The following is a 20,787-nucleotide window of genomic DNA, read 5'->3' on the forward strand; positions in this document are numbered from 1 at the left end:
CGCTCAGCTCACTCATAAGGCTCGGGTCCCTCGGTCGGTTCGGCGCAGGGCGCGCCCGGGCCGGGCGCCCGTGGTGCGGCCCTGCCGGACTACGGCGGTGCCGTTGACGTAGACGTGCTCGATGCCGGTGGCGGCCAGCCGCGGCTGCTCGAAGGTGGCGGTGTCCTGGACCGTCCGCGGGTCGAAGAGCACCAGGTCGGCGTGGTGGCCGGGGGCGATCAGGCCGCGCCGGTCCAGCCCGAGCCGGGCGGCCGGGCGGCCGGTCATCCGGGCGACCGTCTCCTCCAGCGTGAGCACGCCCAACTCGCGGCTGTAGCGGGCGAGGTAGCGGGGGAAGGTCCCCCAGGCGCGCGGGTGCGGCCGGGCGCCGGTCAGCAGGCCGTCGCTGCCCACGGTGTGCACGCGGTGCCGCATGATCGCCCGGACGTTCTCCTCGTGGCCGACGTGCTGGAGGACGGTGGTGGCCAGTCCGTCCCGACGGAGCAGGTCGAGGAAGACCTCGGTACCGCTGCGCCGCTGCTCGGCGGCGAGTTCGGCGACGGTCCGCCCCACCAGGCCGGTCAGGCCGGCGTCGCCGACGCCGGAGAGCTGGACGGTCGCCCAGTCGGTGACCACGCCGTGGCAGCCGTCGCTGCCCTTCTCCTCGACCTCGTACCGGATCCGCTCGCACTGGTCGCGGTCGGCGAGCCGCTCCAGGGTGGCCGCGGGGCCGCCCTCGGTGGCCCGACCGGGCAGCAGGGCGGCCAGGGTGGTGGAGCCGGGCAGGTAGGGGTAGCTGTCCAGGGTGAGGTCGACGCCGTCGGCGAGCGCCCGGTCGACCAGGTCGAGCAGCTCGCCGGCCCGGCCCCGGTTGACGCCGAAGTTCATGGTGGCGTGGGTCAGGTGGACGGGGCAGCCGGACTGCCGGGCGATCTCCACCATCTCCGCGTAGCCCTCCAACGCCCCTGCCCCGTAGGAGCGTTGGTGCGGCGCGTGGAAGCCGCCGTAGCGGGCGACCACCCGGCAGAGCTCGACCAGCTCGGCGGTGCCGGCGTACATCCCGGGGGTGTAGCTCAGTCCGCTGGACATCCCGACCGCGCCCTCGGCCAGCCCCTGGGCCAACAGCGTTCGCATCCGGTCGAGTTCGGCCGGCTCGGGGGCGCGGTTCGCCCAGCCCACGGCGAGCATCCGCAGCGAGCCGTGCGGGACCAGGTAGCAGGCGTTGACCGCGGTGCCGGTCCGGTCGAGCCGGTCCAGGTACTCGCCCACGGTGCGCCAGTCCCAGTCGAAGCCCTCCGGGTCGCCGTTCCACCCGGCGAGCTGGCGGCGCAGGGCGGGCAGCGTGGTGTCGTCGGCCGGCGCGTACGACAGGCCGTCCTGGCCGAGGACCTCGCAGGTGACGCCCTGGGTGACCTTGGCGGGGTGCTCGGGTTCGCGCAGCAGGGCGAGGTCGGAGTGGGCGTGCAGGTCGATGAAGCCGGGCGCCAGCACCAGCCCGTCGGCGTCCACCCCGGCCGCGCCCAGGCCTCGGCCGATCGCGGTGATCAGCCCCCGCTCGATCCGGACGTCGGCGCGGTACCGGTCGGCGCCGCTGCCGTCGACCACGGTCGCGCCCCTGAAGACCACCGCCCCGGCCGCACGGCCCGAGCCCGCACCGCCCGAGCCCGCAGCACCCGCGCTCGGCCCACCGGACCCCGACGTGCCGGACCCCACGGCATCGGCCCCCACCGCGTCGACCCCCGCCGTGCCGGGCGCAGTCCCGCCGCCGGCCATCAGAAGAACGTCCGAACCAGGCCGGTGACCTTCGGCTCCGCCGCGGAGGAGTCGTCCAGCACCGGGATCATCGTCCACCGGTCGAAGGCGGTGCACGGGTGCGAGATGCCGAGCCGCAGCACGGCGCCGACCGGCGCGAGGTCTCCCGCGTCGCGCAGGAACGCGTGCTGGTCGTTGAGCGCGGTGATCCGCGCCGCCGTCCCGGTCAACTCCATTCCGCCCCGGACGAGTTGTGGCTCGGGAAGCCCCTCGTCGAACGGCAGGTCGCGCTTGCCCGCGTCCAGCAGCGCGAGCTGCGGCTCCGGCCGGGAGACCACCCGGGCCCAGCCGTGCAGGGCGCTGCGGAACGGCGTGGTGCCACCGCCCGCACCCCGGACGAACGGCGAGATCCCCCGGTAGAAGCCGTCGTCGTGGGCGACGTACGCACCGGAGCGCAGCACCACGACGGCTTCCGGCAGGGCGGACAACTCCTCGACCACCAGGTCGAAGTAGGCGCTGCCGCCGGCGCTGACCACCGGGGCGGCCGCGGCGGAGTAGGCGGCGGCGAGCCGCCCGTGCAACTCGGCCAGCGCCCTCAGGTAGCCGCGGACGGCCTCCAGCCCGCCGTCGGTGGCGTCGTGGGCCAGCGCGCCCTCGTACCCGCCGATCCCGGCCAGCCGGAGGGTGGGCGCGCGCAGGACGGCGGCGGCCACCTCGACCGCCGCGTCGACGCCGCGGGCGCCGGTCCGCCCGCCGGGGCCGCCCAGTTCGACCAGCACCTCGACCGGGCGACCGGCACCGGCCGCGCGAAGCGCCCCGTCCATCAGCCGGACGCTCTCGGCGGAGTCGACCCAGCAGAGGAAGGCGAAGGCCGGGTCGGCGGCCAGCTCGTCGGCGAGCCAGCCGAGCCCGGCCGGGTCGAGCAGGGTGTTGGCGAGCAGGATCCGCCGCACGCCGAACGCGCGCGCGACCCGGACCTGCGGCAGGTTGGCGAGCGTGATGCCGTGGGCGCCGGCGGCCAACTGCGCCTGCCAGAGTGCGGGCGCCATGGTGGTCTTGCCGTGCGGGGCGAGCGCGACGCCGGCCCCGGCGCACCAGTCGGCCATGGTCCGCACGTTGTGCTCGACGGCGGCCGCGTCGAGGGTGAGCAGCGGGGTGCCGAGCCCGGCGAGGGTGGGCCCGGTGGCGAGGTAGTCGCGGACGCTGAGCCCCCGGGCGGCGGGTGGCAGCGCCTTGAACCGCCAGTCGAGCACCTCGTCGGCGAGGGCCGCCACCTGGCCGGTGTCGATGCCCGGCCCGGCTCCGGTGCCGCCGAACGCGCCGCCGAACGTACCGGCGGTGCTGCCCGCGAAGGTCTGACCCACCGTCTTCCCCCTTCCGCCTGTTGCAACATGTGCAACGCCTGTTGCGCATGTTGGCGCCACGGTTCTAGCATCGGCGCCGGACCGAGGTCAACGGAGCCGGGCCGAACCCACCGGAGCCGGTCCGAGGCCGACGGACCGCCCGCCGCGGACCCGGAACGCCCGCCACAGACGAGGAGTCCCGCCGATGCCACGACAGCCGTCCGCCGTGGGCACGGGCCCCTTGCCGCCGCCCGGCAGCCCGCTCGCGGTCTGCGTGGGCGAGTCGATGGCGGTGCTGCTGCCGGACCGGGCGGGCCCGCTGGAGTCGGTGGAGAACTTCCGTCTCGCGGTCGGCGGCGCCGAGTCCAACGTGGCGGGCGCGCTGGCCGCGCTCGGCGTGCCGAGCGCGTGGATCAGCCGGGTGGGCGACGACGGCTTCGGCCGGCGGCTGCTCGCCGAGGTCGCCGCCCGCGGGGTCGACGTCTCGGCCGTCGCCGTGGACCGGCACCGCCCGACCGGCCTCTACCTCAAGGAGGTCGGCGGTGGCGGCGGCAGCCGGCACGACCTCGGGCCGGGGCGCAGCCGGCTGCACTACCACCGCCGCGGCTCGGCCGCCGCCGCGCTGTCCCCCGCCCTGCTGGCCGACCCGGCCGCCGCCCGGCTGCTGGCCGGCGCCCGGCTGCTGCACCTGTCCGGCATCACCGCCGCCCTCTCCGACGACTGCCTGGCCCTGCTGCGCGCCCTGCTCGCCGACCGCCGCCCGGGCCGGCTCACCAGCTTCGACCTCAACTGGCGCCCGGCCCTCTGGCGCGACCGGGACCCGGCGGTACTGCCGCCGCTGCTGGACGCCGCCGACCTGCTGCTGCTCGGCGCCGACGAGGCCGAGGCCGTCTTCGGCACCGGTGATCCGCACGAGCTGCGCCGCCGCTTCCCCTCCCCCGCGACCGTGGTGGTCAAGGACGCCGCCCGCGTCGTCACCGCGCTGGACCGGGACGGCACCGCCGTCACCGAACCGGCCCTGACCGTCGAGGTGGTCGAGGCGACCGGTGCGGGCGACGCCTTCGCGGCCGGGTACCTGGCGGGCACCGTGCGCGGCCTCGACCAGCGCCGCCGGCTGCGGCTCGGCCACCTCAGCGCCGCCTGCGCGCTCACCGCCCACGGCGACCAGGCCGAGCCGCCCCCGGCCACGGTGGTCGACGCCCTGCTGGCCGCCTCCGCGGCGGACTGGGCGGCCACCCGGGTCTCGGCGGACGGCTTCGCCTCCCCCGCCCTGCCCGCACCCGGACGCACCACCGCGGACCCCCGACCGGCGCCCTCCCCGGCCCTTGGAGCACCATGAGCCAGACCGTCACCCGCGCCCTGCGCATCCTCGCCGAGCTCGGCGAGGGCGAGCGCTCGCTGGACCAGCTCGCCGAGGTGCTCGGCGTCCACAAGACCACCGTGCTGCGGTTGCTCCAGAGCCTCGAACAGGAACGTTTCGTCTACCGGGACCAGGCCTACCGCTACCACCTCGGCGCCGGCCTCTTCGCCCTCTCCGGCCTCGCCCTGGAGCAGCGCGGCATCCGCCGGATCGCCGCCCCGCACCTGGCCGAGCTGAACGCCGCCACCGGCCAGACCGTGCACCTGGCCGCGTACGAGGGCGGCGAGGTCGTCTACGTCGACAAGTACGACTCGCGCCACCCGGTGCGGATGTATTCGCGGATCGGCCTGCGCGCGGTCCTGCACAGCGCGGCCGTCGCCAAGGTGCTGCTGGCCGACCTGCCGCTGCCCGAGCGGCGCCGGGTGGTGGCCGGCATCGACTTCACCCCGCACACCACCCGGACGCTCACCACCCCCGAGGCGCTGCTCGCCGAGCTGGAGAAGGTCGCCGCCCAGGGCTGGGCGCAGGACCACGCCGAGCACGAGGCCTTCATCAACTGCGTGGCCGCGCCCGTCCGGGACGCCGGCGGCCGGGTCGTCGCGGCCGCCTCGATCTCCGTCCCGGACGTCGTCCTCCCGTACGAGCAGGTGCTGGAGCTGCTGCCGCGGTTGCTGGCCACCACCCGTGCCATCTCCGCCGACTGCGGGCGGACGCCCCCGGCCGGCTGACCCGTCACCCCCGAACCCGAGGAAGCCGATGAGCGAGCACCCCCGTTCCGACGACAAGGCCGAGATCCGCACCGACGGCGCCCCGGCCCCGGCCTGGATGTTCTCCCAGGGCGTGCGCAAGGGCCCGATCCTTCAGGTCTCCGGCCAGGGCCCGCAGGACCCGGCCACCGGCGAGTACCTCCACCACGGCGACGTGCGGGCGCAGACCCGGCGGACGCTGGAGAACGTCAAGGCGATCGTCGAGGCCGGCGGCGCGAGCATCGAGGACGTGGTGATGTTCCGCGTCTACCTGACCGATCGGGCCGACTTCCCGCTGATGAACGAGGCCTACGCCGCGTTCATCGAGGAGAACATCCCGCCGGGCGGCGTGAAGCCGTGCCGCACCACGGTCTTCGTCGGGCTGCCGCAGGAGCCGATGCTGGTCGAGATCGACGCCCAGGCCGTGATCGGCTGAGCCGGCGCACCCGCCTCGAACCGCCCCGACGGACGCCCCCACCGCGACGGGCCCGGACGACCACCGTCCGGGCCCGTCGCCGCCCGCACACCCCCGCAGCCAGCCGTCCGCACCACGCCCCGGGGCCGGGCGCCTTGCCGCCAAAGGGCAAAGTGATTAGGTTAGGCTCACCTAACTCACCGGAGGTCGCCATGAGCCCCACCCCCACCGACGTCGAGGTCCCCGAACCCACCGCCGCCGAACGGGTCCACAGCCTGCTCGGCGCCGCCTCCTCGGTGGTGATCCGCGCCTACGGCGAGCGCCACGACCTCGACACCCCGGTCTCGGTGCACGGCTCCCGGCTGCGCCTGCGCGCCCCGCTCGACGCGCCGCTCACCCTCGCCGTGATCCGCGAGCAGGACGGGCTCGCCGTCGTCCTGGACCTCACCGACATCGCCCCCGTCGCCGTCCGCGACCGGGTCCGCGGCCGCCTCACCCTGGCCGGCCGGCTCCACCTCGCCCACCTCGCGGACGACGGCCTCAGCGTCCACCTGCGACTGGACGTCGCCCACGCCGTGCTCTCCACCCCGTACGGCACCAGCGCGGTCACCGGCGCCGACCTCGCCCTCGCCGCGCCCGACCCGCTCGCCCGCCACGAGGCCCGCCTGCTCACCCACCTCGCCGACGACCACCCGGACGTGCTCGCCGTGCTCACCCGGCTGCTCGACCCCCGACTCCTCGCCGGACGGCCGGAGATCCGCCCGCTCGCGCTGGACCGGTACGGCCTGGTGCTGCGCCTGGACCACCCGCACGGCCACCGGGACGTCCGCCTGGTCTTCCCCGAACGGGCCGATGACGCCGACGAGTTCGGCCGGCTGGTGCACCAGCTGCTGACCGCCGCGCACTGCGCGCTGCCCGCCCACCACAGCTGAACGACCGAACGGCGGGCGGGCAGCGGCAGACTGAGCTCCCGTCAGACCGGTACCGGCGCCTGCGGCCGCTCCGCGGCGTCCTCCAGGATGATCCGCCCCATCCGGGCGTAGCGCTCCGGCCGCCGGTTCTTCATGTAGAGCGCGAGCCCGATCCCGGCCAGGAAGGTGCCGATCACCAGGTACGGGATCAGCCGGAAGAGCAGCGTGTCGGAGGCGGCCCCGGCCGCGGTGTCCTTGTTGATCACCAGCAGCACCACCACCCCCGCCATCGCCACCCCGCCGACCACCGGCGCGACCAGCGTCCGGAACCAGTGCCTCGTCTCCGGGTGCCGCCCCTGGACGTGGAAGTACCCGACCACGGCGAACGAGCAGAGCGTCTGCACGATCAGGATCGCCATCGTCCCGAGCAGCGCCAGCAGCGTGTACAGGTGCACGTACGGGTCCATCCCGGCCGCCAGGAAGGCCAGCACCAGCCCGACCGCGATCACCGACTGGACCACCGAGGCGACGTGCGGCGAGCCGTGCCGCGGGTGGGTGCGGCCGAGGGCCGGGTGGATGAACCCCTCGCGCCCGATCGCGTACAGGTACCGGGCGGCGCACTGATGGAAGGCCATCGCGCAGGCGAACGAGCCGGTGACCACCAGCCACTGGAACACCTTCACCGCCCAGGCCCCGAGGTGCGCGCCCAGCGGGTCGAAGAACAGGCTGTTGCCGTCCTTGCCGGGCACCAGCCCGTTGGCGACGTCCACCGCGTGCCCGACCCCGTTGCCGGCCACGATCATCCACGAGACGAAGACGTAGAACAGGCCCACGCCGACCACCGAGATCAGCGTCGCCCGCGGCACCACCCGCTTCGGGTCGCGGGACTCCTCGCCGTACATCGCGGTGGACTCGAAGCCCACCCAGGACCAGAAGGCGAAGAACAGCCCCAGCCCGGCCGCCGCCGCGCCCGAACCGCCCACCCCGCGGAAGGCGTTGAGCGGGTTGACGGCCTCGCCGGCGAAGCCGTCCGGCCCGCCCCCGCTGAACAGCACCGCGAGCGACACCGCGCTCAGCACGGTGATCTCCAGCACCAGCGCTATTCCCAGCACCCTGGCGGTCAGGTGCAGGTCGAACCAGGCCATCACCGCGATCGCCAGCAGCCCGAACAGCGCGTACCAGCCCCAGGCCAGGTCCACGCCCAGCTGCGAACTCACCAGCCCGCGCAGCGAGTACGCGAAGAAGCCGATGATCGAGGCCTCGAACACGATGTACGCGAGCACCGCCAGCAGCCCGGCGGCCATCCCGGCCACCCGGCCGAGCCCGTGCGAGATGTAGCCGTAGAACGCGCCGGCCGCGGTGATGTGCCGGGCCATCGCGACGTACCCCACCGAGAAGACGGTGAGCACCACGGTGGCGAAGACGTACGCGGCGGGCGCGCCGACGCCGTTGCCCTGGCCGACGATGATCGGCAGGTTGCCGGTCATCGCCGTGATCGGCGCGGCGGTGGCGATCGCCATGAAGACCACGCCCACCAGCCCCACCGAGTCGGCCTTCAGCCGGTTGACCACGTCGGTGCCCCCACCGCCCTGGCCGCCGCCCCCGGCTCTGCCGTCCCCGCCCACCGCGTCCCCGCTCTGGATGGCCATCCGGCCTCCTTCACCTGCCGTGCCTGTGCCGCCCGCCGGTCCGGTCGGGCGATGACTGCCCGACAGCATCGGGGCACGGCGAACCGGCCCGCAACGGACAGGTAGTCAAGCAACATCAGCAGGAAGTTGACGCTCTGTTCGGTTCGTGACCCACCGCGTCCGAACGAAAACCGCCCCGGACCGGCCGGGGGTCCGGGCTCCGCCACCCCGCCGGGGGGCACGGAAGCGACGGCGGCCGGCTCCGCGGAACGACGGCGGCCGGCCTCCAGGAACGACAGCGGCCGGCCTCCGGGAACGACAGCGGCCGGCCCGGCCCGCGAAGTGCTTCGCGAGCCGGGCCGGCCTGCCTGGGCGTGTCCCGCGCCCGTGTTCCGCCGAAGGTGCGTCGATCACCCGGTCGAGCGGTCACCCGACATGACCATCCCGGGAGGTCGTTCGCCCCGCACCCGGCGGGAGTCTGGACCCGGCGTCAGAGGGAGACGCCGTGCGCCCGGAGGTAGGCGATCGGGTCGATGTCCGAGCCGTACTCCGAGCCGGTGCGGATCTCGAAGTGCAGGTGCGGGCCGGTCACGTTGCCGGTCGCACCGGAGAGGCCGATCTGCTGGCCGACGGTGACGGTCTGGCCGACCGTGACGCCGATCGAGGACAGGTGCGCGTACTGGGCGTACTTGCCGTCGGCGAGCTTGATCTCGACCTCGTTGCCGTAGGCGCCGCCGTTGCCGGCCTTCACCACGGTGCCGGCCGCGACGGCGCGCAGCGGGGTGCCGGTGGAGGCGACGAAGTCGACGCCGGTGTGGTGGCCGGAGGCCCACATCGAACCGGCGACGCCGTAGGCGGTGCCCATCTTCGGGTTGGCCAGCGGGGCGACGTAGCCGGAGGTGGAGGCGACGGCGGCCGGGGCCGGGGTGGCGGCCGGAGCGGCCGGCTTCGCGGCCGGAGCGGCCGGCTTGGCGGCCGGGGCCTGCGCGGGCTTGGCGGCCTGGACCGGCTTCGGCGCCGGGGCGGCCGGCTTCGCGGAGTCGTTCGAGGCCTGCGGCTTGGCGGCCGGGGCGGCCGGCTTGGCGGCCTCGGCGGCCGGAGCGGCGGCGGCCTTGGTGCCCAGCGCCAGCTTCTGGCCCGGGAAGATCAGGTTCGGGTTGGCGCCGACGACCGAGCGGTTGTGGTCGTACAGCGCGTGCCAGCCACCCTCGACGTTCTTCGCGGCGGCGATCTTCGACAGGGAGTCCCCGCTGACGACCTTGTAGCTCTCCTCGACCGGGGCGGCGGCCGGCTTGGCGGCCTCAGCGGCCGGAGCGGCCGGAGCGGCGGCGGCCGGAGCGGCGTCGACGCTGGTGGCGCCGGTCCAGGTGCTGGTCTGCGCGGGCTTCGCGGCCGGGGCGGTGTGGGCCTGGGCGGTGATGGTGGTCACCAGCGGGAGGGCGAACGCGGCGCCGGTGACGGCGGTGGCGATGCCGATGCGGGCGGCGCGGGGCAGGGAAACGCGACGGCGAGCGTGAGCGGGCATGGAAGATTTCCTCTCCGACGCCTGCGAGGTGAGCTGTCGGGTTCGGGCTGGAGTTGCCCGGCCGCATGCGCGGCTTCACCCCAAGCCGGACCGCGAATTCCGGTCCGGCGACTTACCTTTGGGTCCCCCGCTCCTGCCGTACAGAGTTCAGTTCGTACCACCGGGCAGCGGCAGGACTAGGCGTTCCACCCGGTGGCCACCCGGGCTGACGCCGGGCGGTCGCTGAACTAAAACCCATCCGTCCGGGTGAAGCAATGTCGATCTCTTGAACCCGCAACAAAGCCCCGGAAGGCCGTGACGCTCCGGATGATCGGCTGCACAGTACGTGCACAATCGATTAACCGCGCGCCACTGATCCGCGACACTCCGCCTATTTCGGTTTCCCTCCGCATGCGTTCGCCCACGGAAAGCCATCCGCCGACACGCCCCCGGTGAGCCTTGTCACGTGGCGCCCGGGGGCGGACGATCGGGCCGTGGCCACCCCCGAGGCCGGCACCCTGCGCCTGGGCACCGCGCAGGGCCGCTGGGTACTACTGGCGACGGTGCTCGGATCCAGCATGGCGTTGCTCGACGGCACCGTGGTCAACGTCGCCCTGCCCCGGATCGGCGAGGACCTCGGCGCCGAGCTCGCCGCCCTGCAATGGACGCTGAACGCCTATCTGCTCACCCTGGCCGGGCTGATCCTGCTCGGCGGCGCGCTCGGCGACCGCTACGGCCGGCGAAAGATCTTTCTGCTCGGCGTGGTCTGGTTCGCCGCCGCCTCGGCGGCCTGCGCCGCCGCGCCCACCATCGAGGTGCTGGTCGCCGCCCGCGCGGTGCAGGGCGTCGGCGGGGCGCTGCTGACCCCCGGATCGCTGGCGATGCTCCAGGCGGTGTTCCACCCGGACGACCGCTCGGCGGCGGTCGGCCTCTGGTCCGGCCTCGGCGGGGTGGCGGCCGCGGTCGGCCCCTTCCTCGGCGGCTGGCTGGTGGACGGCCCGGGCTGGCGGTGGATCTTCCTGCTGAACGTCCCGCTGGCCGCACTGGTGGTCGTGGTGGCCTCCCGCCACGTCCCGGAGAGCCGCGACGAGAGCGCGACCGGCCGGTTCGACGTGCGCGGCGCGGTCCTGGCCGCGCTGGCGCTCGGTTCGATCACCTACGCCCTCACCGCCGCCGGTGACGGACTGTCCGCCCGGGTCTGGGTGACCGGTGCGGCCGGGCTGCTGCTCGGCGCGGCCTTCGTCGCGGTCGAGCGCCGCACCCCGGAGCCGATGCTGCCGCTGGGCCTCTTCTCCTCCCGGCTGTTCACCGCGGTGAACCTCGTCACCCTCTGCGTCTACGCGGCCTTCAGTGGCGTCTTCTTCCTGCTGGTCGTGCAGCTGCAGATCGTCTCCGGCTTCTCCCCGCTGGTCTCCGGGCTGGCCCTGGTGCCGATCACCGTGCTGATGCTGGCGCTGTCCGCCCGGGCCGGCCGGCTGGGCAAGCGGATCGGCCCGCGGCTGCCGCTCACCGTGGGCCCGCTGCTCTGCGCGGCCGGCGTGCTGCTGATGCTGCGGATCGGCCCCGACGCCTCGTACTGGACGGACGTGCTGCCGGCCGTCACCGTGATGGGCTGCGGGATGGTGCTGCTGGTGGCGCCGCTCACCGCGACGGTGCTGGCGGCGGTGGAGGTGCGGCACGCGGGCATCGCCAGCGGGGTGAACAACGCCGCCGCCCGCGCGGCCGGCCTGCTGGCGGTCGCCGCGCTGCCCGCGCTGGCCGGCCTCAGCGGTGACGACTACCGGGTGCCCGCCGCGGTGGACTCCGCCTTCCGGACCGCGATGCTGATCTGCGCCGGGCTGCTCGTCACCGGCGGGCTGACCGCGTTCGCCACCGTCCGCGGCAACGTCCTGACGGCCGAGGACCACCCGGTCGCCGAGCCGGACTGCCGCTACGCCTGCGGCACCAACGCCCCGCCGCTGGACCCCGGCCACCTCACCACCGACGGCGCCTCCGGCCGGACGACGGAGGGCCCCGCCACCGGAACGGCGGCGGGGCCCTCGTAGAGCCGGTCGAGCGTCAGAGGATGTCGCCCGGGGCGTACTTGGCCGCCTCCGGGTAGGCGGCGGCGACGGCCTCGACCCGGCGGACCACCTCGGCGACCTGGGCACCGGCCGCACCGGTGAAGGAGAGCTTGTCGGCCAGCAGCGCGTCCAGCGCGGCCCGGTCCAGCGGGATCCGCTCGTCGTTGGCGAGGCGGTCCAGCAGCTCGTTCTCCCGCGCGCCGGCCCGCATCGCCAGCGCCGAGGCGACGGCGTGCTCCTTGATGACCTCGTGCCCGGTCTCCCGGCCGACGCCCGCGCGCACCGCGCCCATCAGCACCTTGGTGGTGGCCAGGAACGGCAGGTAGCGGTCCAGCTCGGCCTCGATCACGGCGGGGAAGGCGCCGAACTCGTCGAGCACGGTCAGGAAGGTCTCCAGGAGGCCGTCGAAGGCGAAGAACGCGTCCGGCAGCGCGACCCGGCGGACCACCGAGCAGGAGACGTCGCCCTCGTTCCACTGGTCGCCGCCCAGCTCGGCGGTCATCGACGCGTAGCCGCGCAGGATGACGGCCAGGCCGTTGACGCGCTCGCAGGAGCGGGTGTTCATCTTGTGCGGCATCGCGGAGGAGCCGACCTGGCCCTCCTTGAAGCCCTCCGTCACCAGCTCGTGGCCGGCCATCAGCCGGATGGTCTTGGCCAGGCTGGACGGCGCGGCGGCGAGCTGGACGAGGGCGGAGAGCACCTCGAAGTCCAGCGAGCGCGGGTAGACCTGGCCGACCGAGGTGAGCACGTTCTCGAAGCCGAGGTGGCCGGCCACCCGGCGCTCCAGCTCGGCGAGCTTCTCGGTGTCGCCGCCGAGCAGGTCCAGCATGTCCTGGGCGGTGCCGACCGGGCCCTTGATCCCGCGCAGCGGGTAGCGGGCGATCAGCTCCTCCAGGCGGCGGAAGGCGACCAGCAGCTCGTCCGCGACGGTCGCGAAGCGCTTGCCCAGCGTGGTGGCCTGCGCGGCGACGTTGTGCGAGCGCCCGGCCATGACCAGCTCGGAGTGCTCGGCGGCGAGCCGGCCCAGGCGCACCAGCACGGCCACCGTACGGTCGCGCACGTGCTCCAGCGACTGGCGGATCTGCAGCTGCTCGACGTTCTCGGTGAGGTCCCGGGACGTCATGCCCTTGTGGATCTGCTCGTGACCGGCGAGCTCGCTGAACTCTTCGATCCGGGCCTTCACGTCGTGGCGGGTGATCCGCTCACGGGCGGCGATCGAGCCGAGGTCGACCTGGTCGATCACCCGCTCGTAGTCGGCGACGGCGTTCTCGGGCACCTCGACGCCGAGGTCCTGCTGGGCCTTCAGGACGGCGAGCCACAGGTGGCGCTCGAGGACCACCTTGTGCTCGGGGGACCAGAGCTGGGCCAGGGTCGCCGAGGCGTACCGGGAGGCCAGGACATTGGGGATCTGGGGCTTCGCGCTCACGCTTCGCAAGCCTAACAGCCGAGGTCAGCCGGACCGGCGCCACCCGTCGGCCCGTGCCGCTCCGCCACCGGCCGCGCCCCGCCGCGCGGCGCTGCGCCTGCTGCGGCCCTGAAGGCCCCGAACGTCCCCGGAGCCGACCGGGACTACTGGCCGGCCGCCCGACCGGCCAGCACCGGGAGCACCTGGGCGCAGATCGAGTGCAGCGCGACCCGCTGCTCGTCGCTCATCGCCTCGAACGCCTGATGGGTGCGGCACATCTCACCGCGGATCAGCCCCAGGATCTCCCGGCCCTGCTCGGTGATCACGACGATCTTCACCCGCCGGTCCCCGGCCGCCGCCTCGCGGTTCGCCAGGCCCAGCGACTCCAGCCGGTCGACGATCCCGGTCACGTTGGAGGCGTCACAGCCGAGCCGCCCGGCCAGCGCCCGCATCGGCACCGGTTCCTGGACCGCGCCGAGCGCCTTCGCCTGCGAGGAGGAGAGCCCGTGCCGGGCCGCGGCCGCCGCGAAGTCCTGGAAGTAGGCAGCGCCGACGGCGGCCAGCACCTCCATCAACTCGGCGTTGGTCGGTACGGTCGTCGTCGCTGTCGAACCCATGGCACCAGCGTACGGCGGAGTGCTTCAGCAACTCAAGCTTTGACCACGGCAAAGGTCCGGAGGCCAACCGCTCACCCGGCCCCGCGCGACCCCGCTCAGAGCACCAGCTGGTCGAAGAGCCGCCGCAGCTCGGCCTCCGGGTCGGCGGTCAGCCCGGTGTGCACCGGCCCCGGCTGGACGATCGCGCTGCGCGGCGCCGTCAGCCAGCGGAACCGCTGTCCGGGGCTGTCCGCCGCAGCCGGACCGGCCGCCGGGCCCCCCGTGCAGACCGCCTCGATCCCGTGCAGCGCGCGCCGCACGCCGGCGACGTCCGCCACCGGGTCCAGCGCCAGCAGTCGGGCCTGGTCCAGGTGGGTCCGCGCGGCCAGGTGCGCGTTCTGCCGGCAGTACAGCAGCACACCGACGTTGACGCACTCGCCGCGCTCCACCCGGGGCACCGCCCGGATCACCGCGTACTCGTAGTCGTGCAGCTCGGCGACGGCCGGCGGGGCCGGCGGCACGGGCTCGGTCATGCGGGCACCTCCGGCAGCCAGTCACGCGGACCGGCCAGTCGCGCGGTCAGCTGGGCGCGGTACGCGGCGCGCACCGCCTCGGGCGAGTCGAATCCCGGCTCGTCGGCCAGCCAGACGTCGGGGATCTGCGCCACCGCCCCCTCGATCGCCGCCTCCGCCAGCGGGGCGAGGGTCTTGTCCGCCGCCACCAGGTCCGGCTCGGCCCCCAGCAGCGCGTGGTCGGACGCGTCGTACGGGCGGCGGACCCAGGCGGCCGCGCCGGCCCAGTGGTGATGGAAGATCAGGCTGGCGCCGTGGTCGATCAGCCGCAGGCCGCCGGTGGCGACCAACAGGTTCGGATTGCGCCAGGACCGGTCGACGTTGCCGATCAGCGCGTCGAACCAGAGCACCTGCCCGGCCAGCCCGGCGTCCACGTCGAAGCAGAGCGGGTCGAAGTTGAGCGCGCCGCTGACGAACGCCATGCCCAGGTTGAGGCCGCCGCTGGCCCGCATCTGGTCCTGGACCTGCGGATCCGGCTCACTGCGCGCGAGCACCGGGTCCAGGTCGACGGTGACCAGCTCCGGCACCGGCAGGCCCAGCCGCCGGCCGAGTTCGCCCGCCAGCACCTCCGCCACCAGCGCCTTGCGGCCCTGCGCGGCACCGACCCATTTCAGCGCGTACAGCCGCCGGTCGTCGGCCTCGACCAGGCCCGGCATCGAGCCGCCTTCTCGCAGTGGGGTCACGTAGCGGACCGCCGTCACCTCGGGGAGCACGCCCGACAGCCTATCGGGCATATGCCCACCCCGGCCCCCGCACCACCCACCGCCGGACGCACCGCCTCCACCCCCTCCAACCCCCTCCACCATCCGCACCGCCCCGGTGGCAGCCCGTGCTGCTCCGTGCGAGTGTGGCGGGCAGTAGTGGCCTCGGACCCCGCGCGGTACGACCTGCACTGTGAGGATGAACGATGGAACGACCTCGGATCCTGATCGTGGGCGGCGGCTTCGCCGGACTGGAGTGCGCTCGCCGCCTCGAACGCAAGCTCTCGCCCGCGGAGGCGGAGATCTCGCTGGTCACGCCGTTCAGCTATCAGCTCTACCTCCCGCTGCTGCCGCACGTCGCCGCCGGCGTGCTCACCCCGCAGTCGGTCGCGGTCTCCCTCCGCCGGACGCTCCGCCGCACCCACATCGTCCCGGGCGGCGCGATCGGCGTGGACCCCCGCTCCAAGGTCTGCGTGGTCCGCAAGATCACCGACGAGGTCGTCGCGCAGAAGTACGACTACCTCGTGCTCGCCCCCGGCAGCGTCACCCGGACCTTCGACATCCCGGGCCTCACCGACTACGCCCGTGGCATGAAGACGCTCGCCGAGGCGACCTACGTCCGCGACCACGTGATCGCCCAACTCGACCTGGCGTCAGCCACCTTGGACCAGAAGGAGCGCGAGTCCCGGCTCCAGTTCGTGGTGGTCGGCGGCGGCTACGCGGGCACCGAGACGGCCGCCTGCCTGCAGCGCCTGACCACCGCCGCCGCGCTGCGCTACCCCCGGCTGGACGCCCGCCAGATCAAGTGGCACCTGATCGACATCGCCCCGAAGCTGATGCCCGAGCTGGGCGACGTCCTCGGCACCGCCGCCCTGGAGGTGCTGCGCGGGCGCGGCATCGAGGTCTCGCTCGGCGTCTCGGTGGCCGAAGTGGGCGCCGAGACGGTCAAGTTCACCGACGGCCGGGTCCTTCCCTGCCGCACCCTGATCTGGACCGCCGGCGTCGCGGCCAGTCCGCTGATCGCCACGCTGGACGCCGAGACCGTCCGCGGCCGGATCGCGGTGACCGCCGAGATGCGCGTGCCCCAGTTCGAGGGCGTGTTCGCCCTGGGTGACGCGGCGGCGGTGCCGGACCTCGCCAAGGGCGACGGCGCGGTCTGCCCGCCGACCGCTCAGCACTCCGCCCGCCAGGGCCGGGCGGTGGCGAACAACGTGATGGCCGCGCTCCACAACCAACCGCTGGAGCCCTACTACCACAAGGATCTGGGCCTGGTGGTGGACCTCGGCGGCAAGGACGCGGTGTCCAAGCCGGTCGGCGTCGAACTGCGCGGCGTTCCCGCCCAGCTGGTGGCGCGCGGCTACCACATGATGGCGATGCGCACGAACGTCGCCAAGTTCCGGGTCGGCGCCAACTGGCTGCTCAACGCGGCCGCCGGCGACGACTTCGTCCGGACCGGCTTCCTGGCCCGCCAGCCCGCCCGGCTGCGCGACTTCGAGTACACCGACGCCTATCTGACGAAGGATCAGGTCCGGGCGCACGCCCAGGCCCTGCTCGCCAAGGGCTGACCGACGACGGCCGGCCCGCCCGGCCCCTCCGCCCAGGTGCCCCCGCCCGGTGCCCCTGCCGCCCACCGGCAGGGGCACCGGGCGTTCATCGCGGGCTACTTCGCGCTCAGGTACATCCCGCCCGCGTCCTGACCGGCGGTGTTGCGGCACGCGTAGTCGCCGCTCGGCCGCGCGTACAGCAGGGTCAGGCAGCGGCCGAGGGCCTGCTGGCCGTAGTGGTTCGGGTGCATGGACTCCTGCACGGTGCCCTGCGAGGCGCTGAGCCCGGAGTCGACGAACCGCGCCCACTCACTGGTGGTGGCGGACGGCGCGGTGGTCGAGGTCGCCTGCCGGGTCGACGTCGAGCAGACCTCGCGCCCCTGCAGCATGTCGCTCAGGTCGAGGAACTGCACGCCCTTGGCGGCGGCGACGCCCGCCAGCTCCCGGGAGATCTGCGGGACCAGCGAGTCGCGCGCCCAGTCGGCGTCGCCGTCCCAGAACGGGCAGCCGCCGGTGTCGGCCCGGCTCCAGCCGCTCTCCGGGTAGCGCATCTCCGTGCTGCGCGGGATCGGCGAGGGGTAGGACTGGAGCACGATCCGGTAGTCGCCGGTCCGGTATCCGGCGTTCGACATCACCGCCCGGATCTCGTCCAGCGCCTTGCCGACGCCGGCCATCGCGGCGGGCATCCGGGCGTCGATCTCGGCCTGCTGGTCGTCGTGGCAGTAGGAGTACCAGATCAGGTAGTCCTTGACGCAGGTGGTGATCACGTCGGAGAAGCCGAGGTCGTTGCCGCCGATCGAGAGCGTGATCAGTTTGACGTCGTACTGGTTTGCCACCGAGGCGAGTTGGTCGGCCTGCGGGGCCTCGCCCTTGAACGACTGGCCGCCGTTGGCGGCGCGGTAGACGTTGGCGGCGACGGCCCCGGAGCAGGCCAGGTTGATCTGGGCCTGCGCCACCGTGGGCGCACTGCGGACCTCGGCGCCGTCCGAGCGGTCGCACCCGCTCGTGTACGTCGCGCCGTACACCCGGCTCGGGTCGTAGGCGCTGCCGGTCCAGGCCCGGTCGGTCCCGGCCCGGCTGCCGCTGGTGACGACGGAGTTGCCCTTCCAGCGGCCGGCCTCGCCGGAGATGTAGCTGTCGCCCAGGGTGACGCTGGCGGTGGTGCCCGTCCCGGCGGCGGCTCCGGCGGGTGCGGCGGCGAAGGCGACCAGGCCGGCCGCGCTCAGCGGCACGGCGAGCGCGGCGGTGAACAGGCGCCTGCCCAGACGGGCGAGGCGGGCAGTGCGGGTGGCGCGGGCGGTGCCGCTGGTGCGGGTGGCGCCGGTGGTGCGGGTGGTTCTGCGAGTAATGCTCGAACATCTTTCGGGCACGGCGGAACTCCTGCGGTCGGTCTCGCCCGCGGTGTGGGGGCGGGGAGACACGGAGGTGAGGGTGGGCCGCCGGCCGGTGGCGCGATGAAGATGACATGCCCGCGCTTGTTACCGCTAGGTATCTGCACCAGGTTTCTCGTTGTGTTACCGATCGGTTCAGATCAGTCGCGTGACGGCGCCCGCCGTTCCCAGGACGGCCGCCAGATCGTCGGCCAACCGCGGCGCGTCGGCCGGGTCCAGCTCGGCGACGGTGATCCGCAGGCCGGGCGGGGACTGCAGGCGGAACCGCGCGCCCGGAGCGGCGACCCAGCCGCGCTGCACGAGCGCGGCCAGCGCCGTCGTCTCGTCCGCCACCGGCACCCAGACGTTGAGCCCGCTCGCGCCGTGCGCCTCGATGCCCCGGGCGGCCAGCTCGCCGAGCAGCGCGTCCCGCTTCGCCCGGTAAGCGGCCGCGACCCGGGCGACGGGCGCCGCGTCGGTGCGCCAGAGCTCGGCGACGGTGACCTGCAGCAGGTGGCTCACCCAGCCGGCCCCGAGCCGCTGCCGCCCGAGCACCCGCCCGATGGTCTCCGCGTCGCCGACCGCGACCGAGAGGCGCAGGTCCGGCCCGTACGCCTTGGCCGCCGAGCGCACCACCGCCCAGTGCTCGGACCCGGCACCGGCCAGCGGGTGGTACGGCCGGTCGACGATGCCGTGGCCGTGGTCGTCCTCGATCAGCAGCACACCGGGGTGGCCGCTCAGCACCGCGCGCAGCTCCCGCGCCCGCTCGGCGGTGAGCGCGGCGCCGGTCGGGTTCTGCGCCCGGCTGGTGACGATCACCGCGCGGGCGCCGTCGGCCAGGGCGTCGGCGAGCGACCCGGGCAACGGCCCGTCGTCGTCCAGCCGGACCGGGACGGCGCGCAGGCCGAGCGCGGGCAGCAGGTCCAGCAAGCTGCCCCAGCCGGGGTCCTCGACCGCGACGGCGTCGCCGGGGCGCAGCCGGGTGACCAGGATCCGTTCGATGGTGTCGAGCGCTCCGGAGGCGATGGCGACCGGGCCGGCGGGCAGGCCGTCGGCGTGGAAGCCCGCGGCGGCCAGGGCGAGCAGCCCGGGGTCGGCGGAGGGGCGCCCGTAGCGGACGGGGTCGCGCCGGGCGGCCTCGGCGGCGGCGGCCAGGGCCGGGGTGAGGTCGGGCAGCTGGGCCGGGTCGGGGTTGCCGTTGGAGAGGTCGCGGGCGTGCGGGGGGACGGGCAGCCGGATCTGGTCGCGCGGGGTGGTCGCGGGCCGCGGGCGGATGCGGCTGCCCTTGCGGCCGGCGGTCTCGATCACGCCCCGGTCGCGGAGCAGCCGGTAGGCGGCGGCCACGGTGTTGGGGTTGACGCCGAGTTCGGCGGCCAGGTCGCGCAGCGGGGGCAGGGGGGTGCCCGGCGCGAGCCGTCCGGTGCTGACGCCCTGCTCGACGTCGGCCGCGATTTCGCTGGCGCGCCGTCCCTTGATCGGATAGTCTCCTAGCACAAAACAGATTATGCACTAGTACATAGAGGTTGTCATGTCAGGCAGTACCGCGTCCTACTCCCGCACCCCGCGCACCACCCCGACCCGCTACAAGGAGCGCGCGACCTGGGAGCAGGACGCCATCCACGCCATTCTGGACAGCACCTACCTCTGCCACCTCGGTTTCGTCGCCGACGGCGCGCCGGTGGTGCTCCCGACCATCTACGCCCGGGTGGGCGACCGCCTCTACATCCACGGCTCCACCGGCAGCCGGCCGATGCGCGGCGCCAAGGGCGAGCAGGGCCTGCCGGTCTGCGTCACCGTCACCCTGGTCGACGGCCTGGTGCTGACCAAGTCCGCGTTCAACCACTCGATCAACTTCCGCTCGGTGGTCGCCCACGGCACCGCCCACCAGGTCACCGATCCCGACGAGCTGTCGGTCGCCCTGGACGCGCTGGTGGACCAGACCGTCCCCGGCCGCTCGGCCGAGGTCCGCCCGGCCAACGCCAAGGAGCTGGCCGCCACCGCCGTCATCCGCCTCGTCCTGGACGAGGTCTCCGCCAAGACCCGGGACGACGACGCCGACGACGACGAGGCCGACCTCGATCTCCCGCACTGGGCCGGCGTGGTGCCGGTGACCACGGGGTACGGCACGCCCGTGCCGCACGCCTCCACCACCGTGCCGCTCCCCGCGCACCTGCGCGACCTGCTCGCCTGATCGGGGCCCGGCCATGCTGATCAGGTCCTGGGACCGGGGCGACGAGGCCGAGTGGCGGGCCTGGCTCGCCGAGGGGCGCGACTTCGGCCTGCTCGCCGCCAACGGGCGCGCCGGCGAGGGTCCGGTGCTGGTCCCCACGCACTTCCTGCTGGACGCGGAGGCCGGCGAGATCCTGCTCCACCTCGCCGCGCCCAACCCGCTGCTCGCGGCCGTCCGCGCCGACCCGGCGGTCACCCTGGCGGTGACCGACGACTACGCCTTCGCCCCGGGTCACTGGCGCGGCGAGCCGGGCACGCCCACCAGCTTCTACGCCTCGGTGCACTTCCACTGCGCGGCCGAGGTCGTCGAGGACGCGGCCGGCAAGGCGGAGATCCTCAACCGGCAACTGGCGCACTTCCAGCCGGAGTCGCCGCGGACCCGGGTCACCCCCGGCGACGGCCCGTTCGGCCGGCTGCTCCCCGGTCTGCGCGGGCTGCGGCTGACGGTCCGCGAGGTGCGGGCCAAGTTCAAGTACGACGACAAGAAGCCCGTCGCCGAGCAGTACGCCCTGGCGGACCGGCTGGCCGAGCGCGGCCGCGCGCTGGACGCCGGGGTCCGCACCCAGCTGCTCCGCCGCAACGCCCGGCGCTGAGGCCCACGGGCCCGGCCCGGCGCTGAGGTCCACGGGCCCGGCACCCGACGTCCGGCCCGCTACGCCCGGCACCCGG

The 20,787-nt window shown here is 74.5% G+C and carries 18 protein-coding genes and 1 riboswitch; of the genes, 8 read left to right on the forward strand and 10 right to left on the reverse strand.

Features of this window, described 5'->3' with window-relative positions; translation table 11 throughout:
• Positions 1 to 12: 12 nt before the first annotated feature.
• Both ACFVHB_RS17605 and ACFVHB_RS17610 read right to left on the reverse strand, forming a co-directional pair.
• Complete coding sequence (locus tag ACFVHB_RS17605) at positions 13 to 1,584, reverse strand: amidohydrolase family protein (RefSeq protein ID WP_380322230.1); 1,572 nt, start codon at positions 1,582 to 1,584, stop codon at positions 13 to 15.
• Positions 1,585 to 1,751: 167 nt separating this feature from the next.
• Positions 1,752 to 3,095 carry an amino acid deaminase gene (locus ACFVHB_RS17610; protein ID WP_380322233.1) on the reverse strand — a complete coding sequence of 448 codons (1,344 nt, stop codon included), beginning with the start codon at positions 3,093 to 3,095 and terminating at the stop codon, positions 1,752 to 1,754.
• Between the two features lie 184 nt (positions 3,096 to 3,279).
• On the opposite strand from ACFVHB_RS17610, the gene ACFVHB_RS17615 reads away from it, so the two are divergent.
• From ACFVHB_RS17615 to ACFVHB_RS17630, 4 genes are all read left to right on the forward strand, one after another.
• Positions 3,280 to 4,413 (forward strand): sugar kinase, encoded by a 1,134-nt coding sequence (locus tag ACFVHB_RS17615; RefSeq protein ID WP_380322236.1) that lies wholly within the window; start codon positions 3,280 to 3,282, stop codon positions 4,411 to 4,413.
• A complete protein-coding gene (locus ACFVHB_RS17620) occupies positions 4,410 to 5,162 on the forward strand; it encodes an IclR family transcriptional regulator (RefSeq protein ID WP_380322239.1) in 753 nt (250 codons plus the stop codon). The genes ACFVHB_RS17615 and ACFVHB_RS17620 overlap by 4 nt, the downstream gene beginning before the upstream one ends.
• A gap of 28 nt (positions 5,163 to 5,190) precedes the next feature.
• The gene (locus tag ACFVHB_RS17625; RefSeq protein ID WP_380322242.1) at positions 5,191 to 5,616 is read left to right on the forward strand and encodes a RidA family protein; all 426 of its coding nucleotides are present in this window, start codon (positions 5,191 to 5,193) and stop codon (positions 5,614 to 5,616) included.
• A 191-nt stretch (positions 5,617 to 5,807) separates the two neighbouring features.
• Positions 5,808 to 6,527 (forward strand): DUF2470 domain-containing protein, encoded by a 720-nt coding sequence (locus ACFVHB_RS17630; protein ID WP_380322245.1) that lies wholly within the window; start codon positions 5,808 to 5,810, stop codon positions 6,525 to 6,527.
• Between the two features lie 41 nt (positions 6,528 to 6,568).
• Here the strand turns inward: ACFVHB_RS17630 and ACFVHB_RS17635 are convergent, their stop codons facing one another.
• Complete coding sequence (locus ACFVHB_RS17635) at positions 6,569 to 8,155, reverse strand: APC family permease (protein WP_380322248.1); 1,587 nt, start codon at positions 8,153 to 8,155, stop codon at positions 6,569 to 6,571.
• 469 nt (positions 8,156 to 8,624) lie between these two features.
• On the reverse strand, positions 8,625 to 9,659 hold the full coding sequence (locus tag ACFVHB_RS17640; protein WP_380322251.1) for a peptidoglycan DD-metalloendopeptidase family protein: 1,035 nt from the start codon (positions 9,657 to 9,659) through the stop codon (positions 8,625 to 8,627).
• Between the two features lie 3 nt (positions 9,660 to 9,662).
• A riboswitch (cyclic di-AMP (ydaO/yuaA leader) is annotated at positions 9,663 to 9,822 on the reverse strand.
• Between the two features lie 310 nt (positions 9,823 to 10,132).
• Between ACFVHB_RS17640 and ACFVHB_RS17645 the strand changes: the two genes are divergently transcribed.
• Positions 10,133 to 11,683 carry an MFS transporter gene (locus ACFVHB_RS17645; protein WP_380322254.1) on the forward strand — a complete coding sequence of 517 codons (1,551 nt, stop codon included), beginning with the start codon at positions 10,133 to 10,135 and terminating at the stop codon, positions 11,681 to 11,683.
• A gap of 13 nt (positions 11,684 to 11,696) precedes the next feature.
• Here the strand turns inward: ACFVHB_RS17645 and purB are convergent, their stop codons facing one another.
• The 4 genes from purB to ACFVHB_RS17665 all read right to left on the reverse strand — a co-directional run bounded on the left by purB (position 11,697) and on the right by ACFVHB_RS17665 (position 14,987).
• Positions 11,697 to 13,127 carry an adenylosuccinate lyase gene (gene purB, locus ACFVHB_RS17650; RefSeq protein ID WP_380322257.1) on the reverse strand — a complete coding sequence of 477 codons (1,431 nt, stop codon included), beginning with the start codon at positions 13,125 to 13,127 and terminating at the stop codon, positions 11,697 to 11,699.
• A gap of 143 nt (positions 13,128 to 13,270) precedes the next feature.
• Positions 13,271 to 13,723, reverse strand: a complete 453-nt coding sequence (locus ACFVHB_RS17655) for a MarR family winged helix-turn-helix transcriptional regulator (RefSeq protein WP_380322259.1) — start codon at positions 13,721 to 13,723, stop codon at positions 13,271 to 13,273.
• A 95-nt stretch (positions 13,724 to 13,818) separates the two neighbouring features.
• Positions 13,819 to 14,235 (reverse strand): DUF3037 domain-containing protein, encoded by a 417-nt coding sequence (locus ACFVHB_RS17660; protein WP_380322261.1) that lies wholly within the window; start codon positions 14,233 to 14,235, stop codon positions 13,819 to 13,821.
• Complete coding sequence (locus tag ACFVHB_RS17665; protein WP_380322341.1) at positions 14,232 to 14,987, reverse strand: HipA family kinase; 756 nt, start codon at positions 14,985 to 14,987, stop codon at positions 14,232 to 14,234. Before ACFVHB_RS17665 ends, ACFVHB_RS17660 begins: the two co-directional genes overlap by 4 nt.
• A gap of 194 nt (positions 14,988 to 15,181) precedes the next feature.
• Between ACFVHB_RS17665 and ACFVHB_RS17670 the strand changes: the two genes are divergently transcribed.
• Positions 15,182 to 16,540, forward strand: a complete 1,359-nt coding sequence (locus tag ACFVHB_RS17670) for an NAD(P)/FAD-dependent oxidoreductase (protein WP_380322264.1) — start codon at positions 15,182 to 15,184, stop codon at positions 16,538 to 16,540.
• 95 nt (positions 16,541 to 16,635) lie between these two features.
• Here the strand turns inward: ACFVHB_RS17670 and ACFVHB_RS17675 are convergent, their stop codons facing one another.
• Together ACFVHB_RS17675 and ACFVHB_RS17680 are read right to left on the reverse strand one after the other, a co-directional pair.
• Positions 16,636 to 17,889, reverse strand: coding sequence for a GDSL-type esterase/lipase family protein (locus ACFVHB_RS17675; protein ID WP_380322267.1), 1,254 nt, complete (start codon positions 17,887 to 17,889; stop codon positions 16,636 to 16,638).
• Positions 17,890 to 18,045: 156 nt separating this feature from the next.
• Positions 18,046 to 19,383 (reverse strand): aminotransferase class I/II-fold pyridoxal phosphate-dependent enzyme, encoded by a 1,338-nt coding sequence (locus tag ACFVHB_RS17680; protein WP_380322270.1) that lies wholly within the window; start codon positions 19,381 to 19,383, stop codon positions 18,046 to 18,048.
• A 34-nt stretch (positions 19,384 to 19,417) separates the two neighbouring features.
• On the opposite strand from ACFVHB_RS17680, the gene ACFVHB_RS17685 reads away from it, so the two are divergent.
• Entirely contained in the window at positions 19,418 to 20,080 is a 663-nt protein-coding gene (locus ACFVHB_RS17685; RefSeq protein WP_380322273.1) for a pyridoxamine 5'-phosphate oxidase family protein, read from the forward strand.
• A gap of 13 nt (positions 20,081 to 20,093) precedes the next feature.
• Positions 20,094 to 20,711 carry an FMN-binding negative transcriptional regulator gene (locus tag ACFVHB_RS17690; RefSeq protein ID WP_380322276.1) on the forward strand — a complete coding sequence of 206 codons (618 nt, stop codon included), beginning with the start codon at positions 20,094 to 20,096 and terminating at the stop codon, positions 20,709 to 20,711.
• Positions 20,712 to 20,787: the final 76 nt, after the last annotated feature.

Origin of the sequence: Kitasatospora sp. NPDC127111 (genome assembly GCF_042677465.1) — a bacterium.
In the GTDB taxonomy this organism is placed as follows: domain Bacteria; phylum Actinomycetota; class Actinomycetes; order Streptomycetales; family Streptomycetaceae; genus Kitasatospora.

What these genes read in the sequence shown, in the direction of transcription:
- ACFVHB_RS17615 (WP_380322236.1), top strand. Translation starts at nt 3,280, where the DNA reads ATGCCACGACAGCCGTCCGCCGTGGGCACGGGCCCCTTGCCGCCGCCC.
- ACFVHB_RS17620 (WP_380322239.1), top strand. Translation starts at nt 4,410, where the DNA reads ATGAGCCAGACCGTCACCCGCGCCCTGCGCATCCTCGCCGAGCTCGGC.
- ACFVHB_RS17625 (WP_380322242.1), top strand. Translation starts at nt 5,191, where the DNA reads ATGAGCGAGCACCCCCGTTCCGACGACAAGGCCGAGATCCGCACCGAC.
- ACFVHB_RS17630 (WP_380322245.1), top strand. Translation starts at nt 5,808, where the DNA reads ATGAGCCCCACCCCCACCGACGTCGAGGTCCCCGAACCCACCGCCGCC.
- ACFVHB_RS17635 (WP_380322248.1), bottom strand. Translation starts at nt 8,155, where the DNA reads ATGGCCATCCAGAGCGGGGACGCGGTGGGCGGGGACGGCAGAGCCGGG.
- ACFVHB_RS17640 (WP_380322251.1), bottom strand. Translation starts at nt 9,659, where the DNA reads ATGCCCGCTCACGCTCGCCGTCGCGTTTCCCTGCCCCGCGCCGCCCGC.
- ACFVHB_RS17655 (WP_380322259.1), bottom strand. Translation starts at nt 13,723, where the DNA reads ATGGGTTCGACAGCGACGACGACCGTACCGACCAACGCCGAGTTGATG.
- ACFVHB_RS17660 (WP_380322261.1), bottom strand. Translation starts at nt 14,235, where the DNA reads ATGACCGAGCCCGTGCCGCCGGCCCCGCCGGCCGTCGCCGAGCTGCAC.
- ACFVHB_RS17670 (WP_380322264.1), top strand. Translation starts at nt 15,182, where the DNA reads ATGGAACGACCTCGGATCCTGATCGTGGGCGGCGGCTTCGCCGGACTG.
- ACFVHB_RS17685 (WP_380322273.1), top strand. Translation starts at nt 19,418, where the DNA reads ATGTCAGGCAGTACCGCGTCCTACTCCCGCACCCCGCGCACCACCCCG.
- ACFVHB_RS17690 (WP_380322276.1), top strand. Translation starts at nt 20,094, where the DNA reads ATGCTGATCAGGTCCTGGGACCGGGGCGACGAGGCCGAGTGGCGGGCC.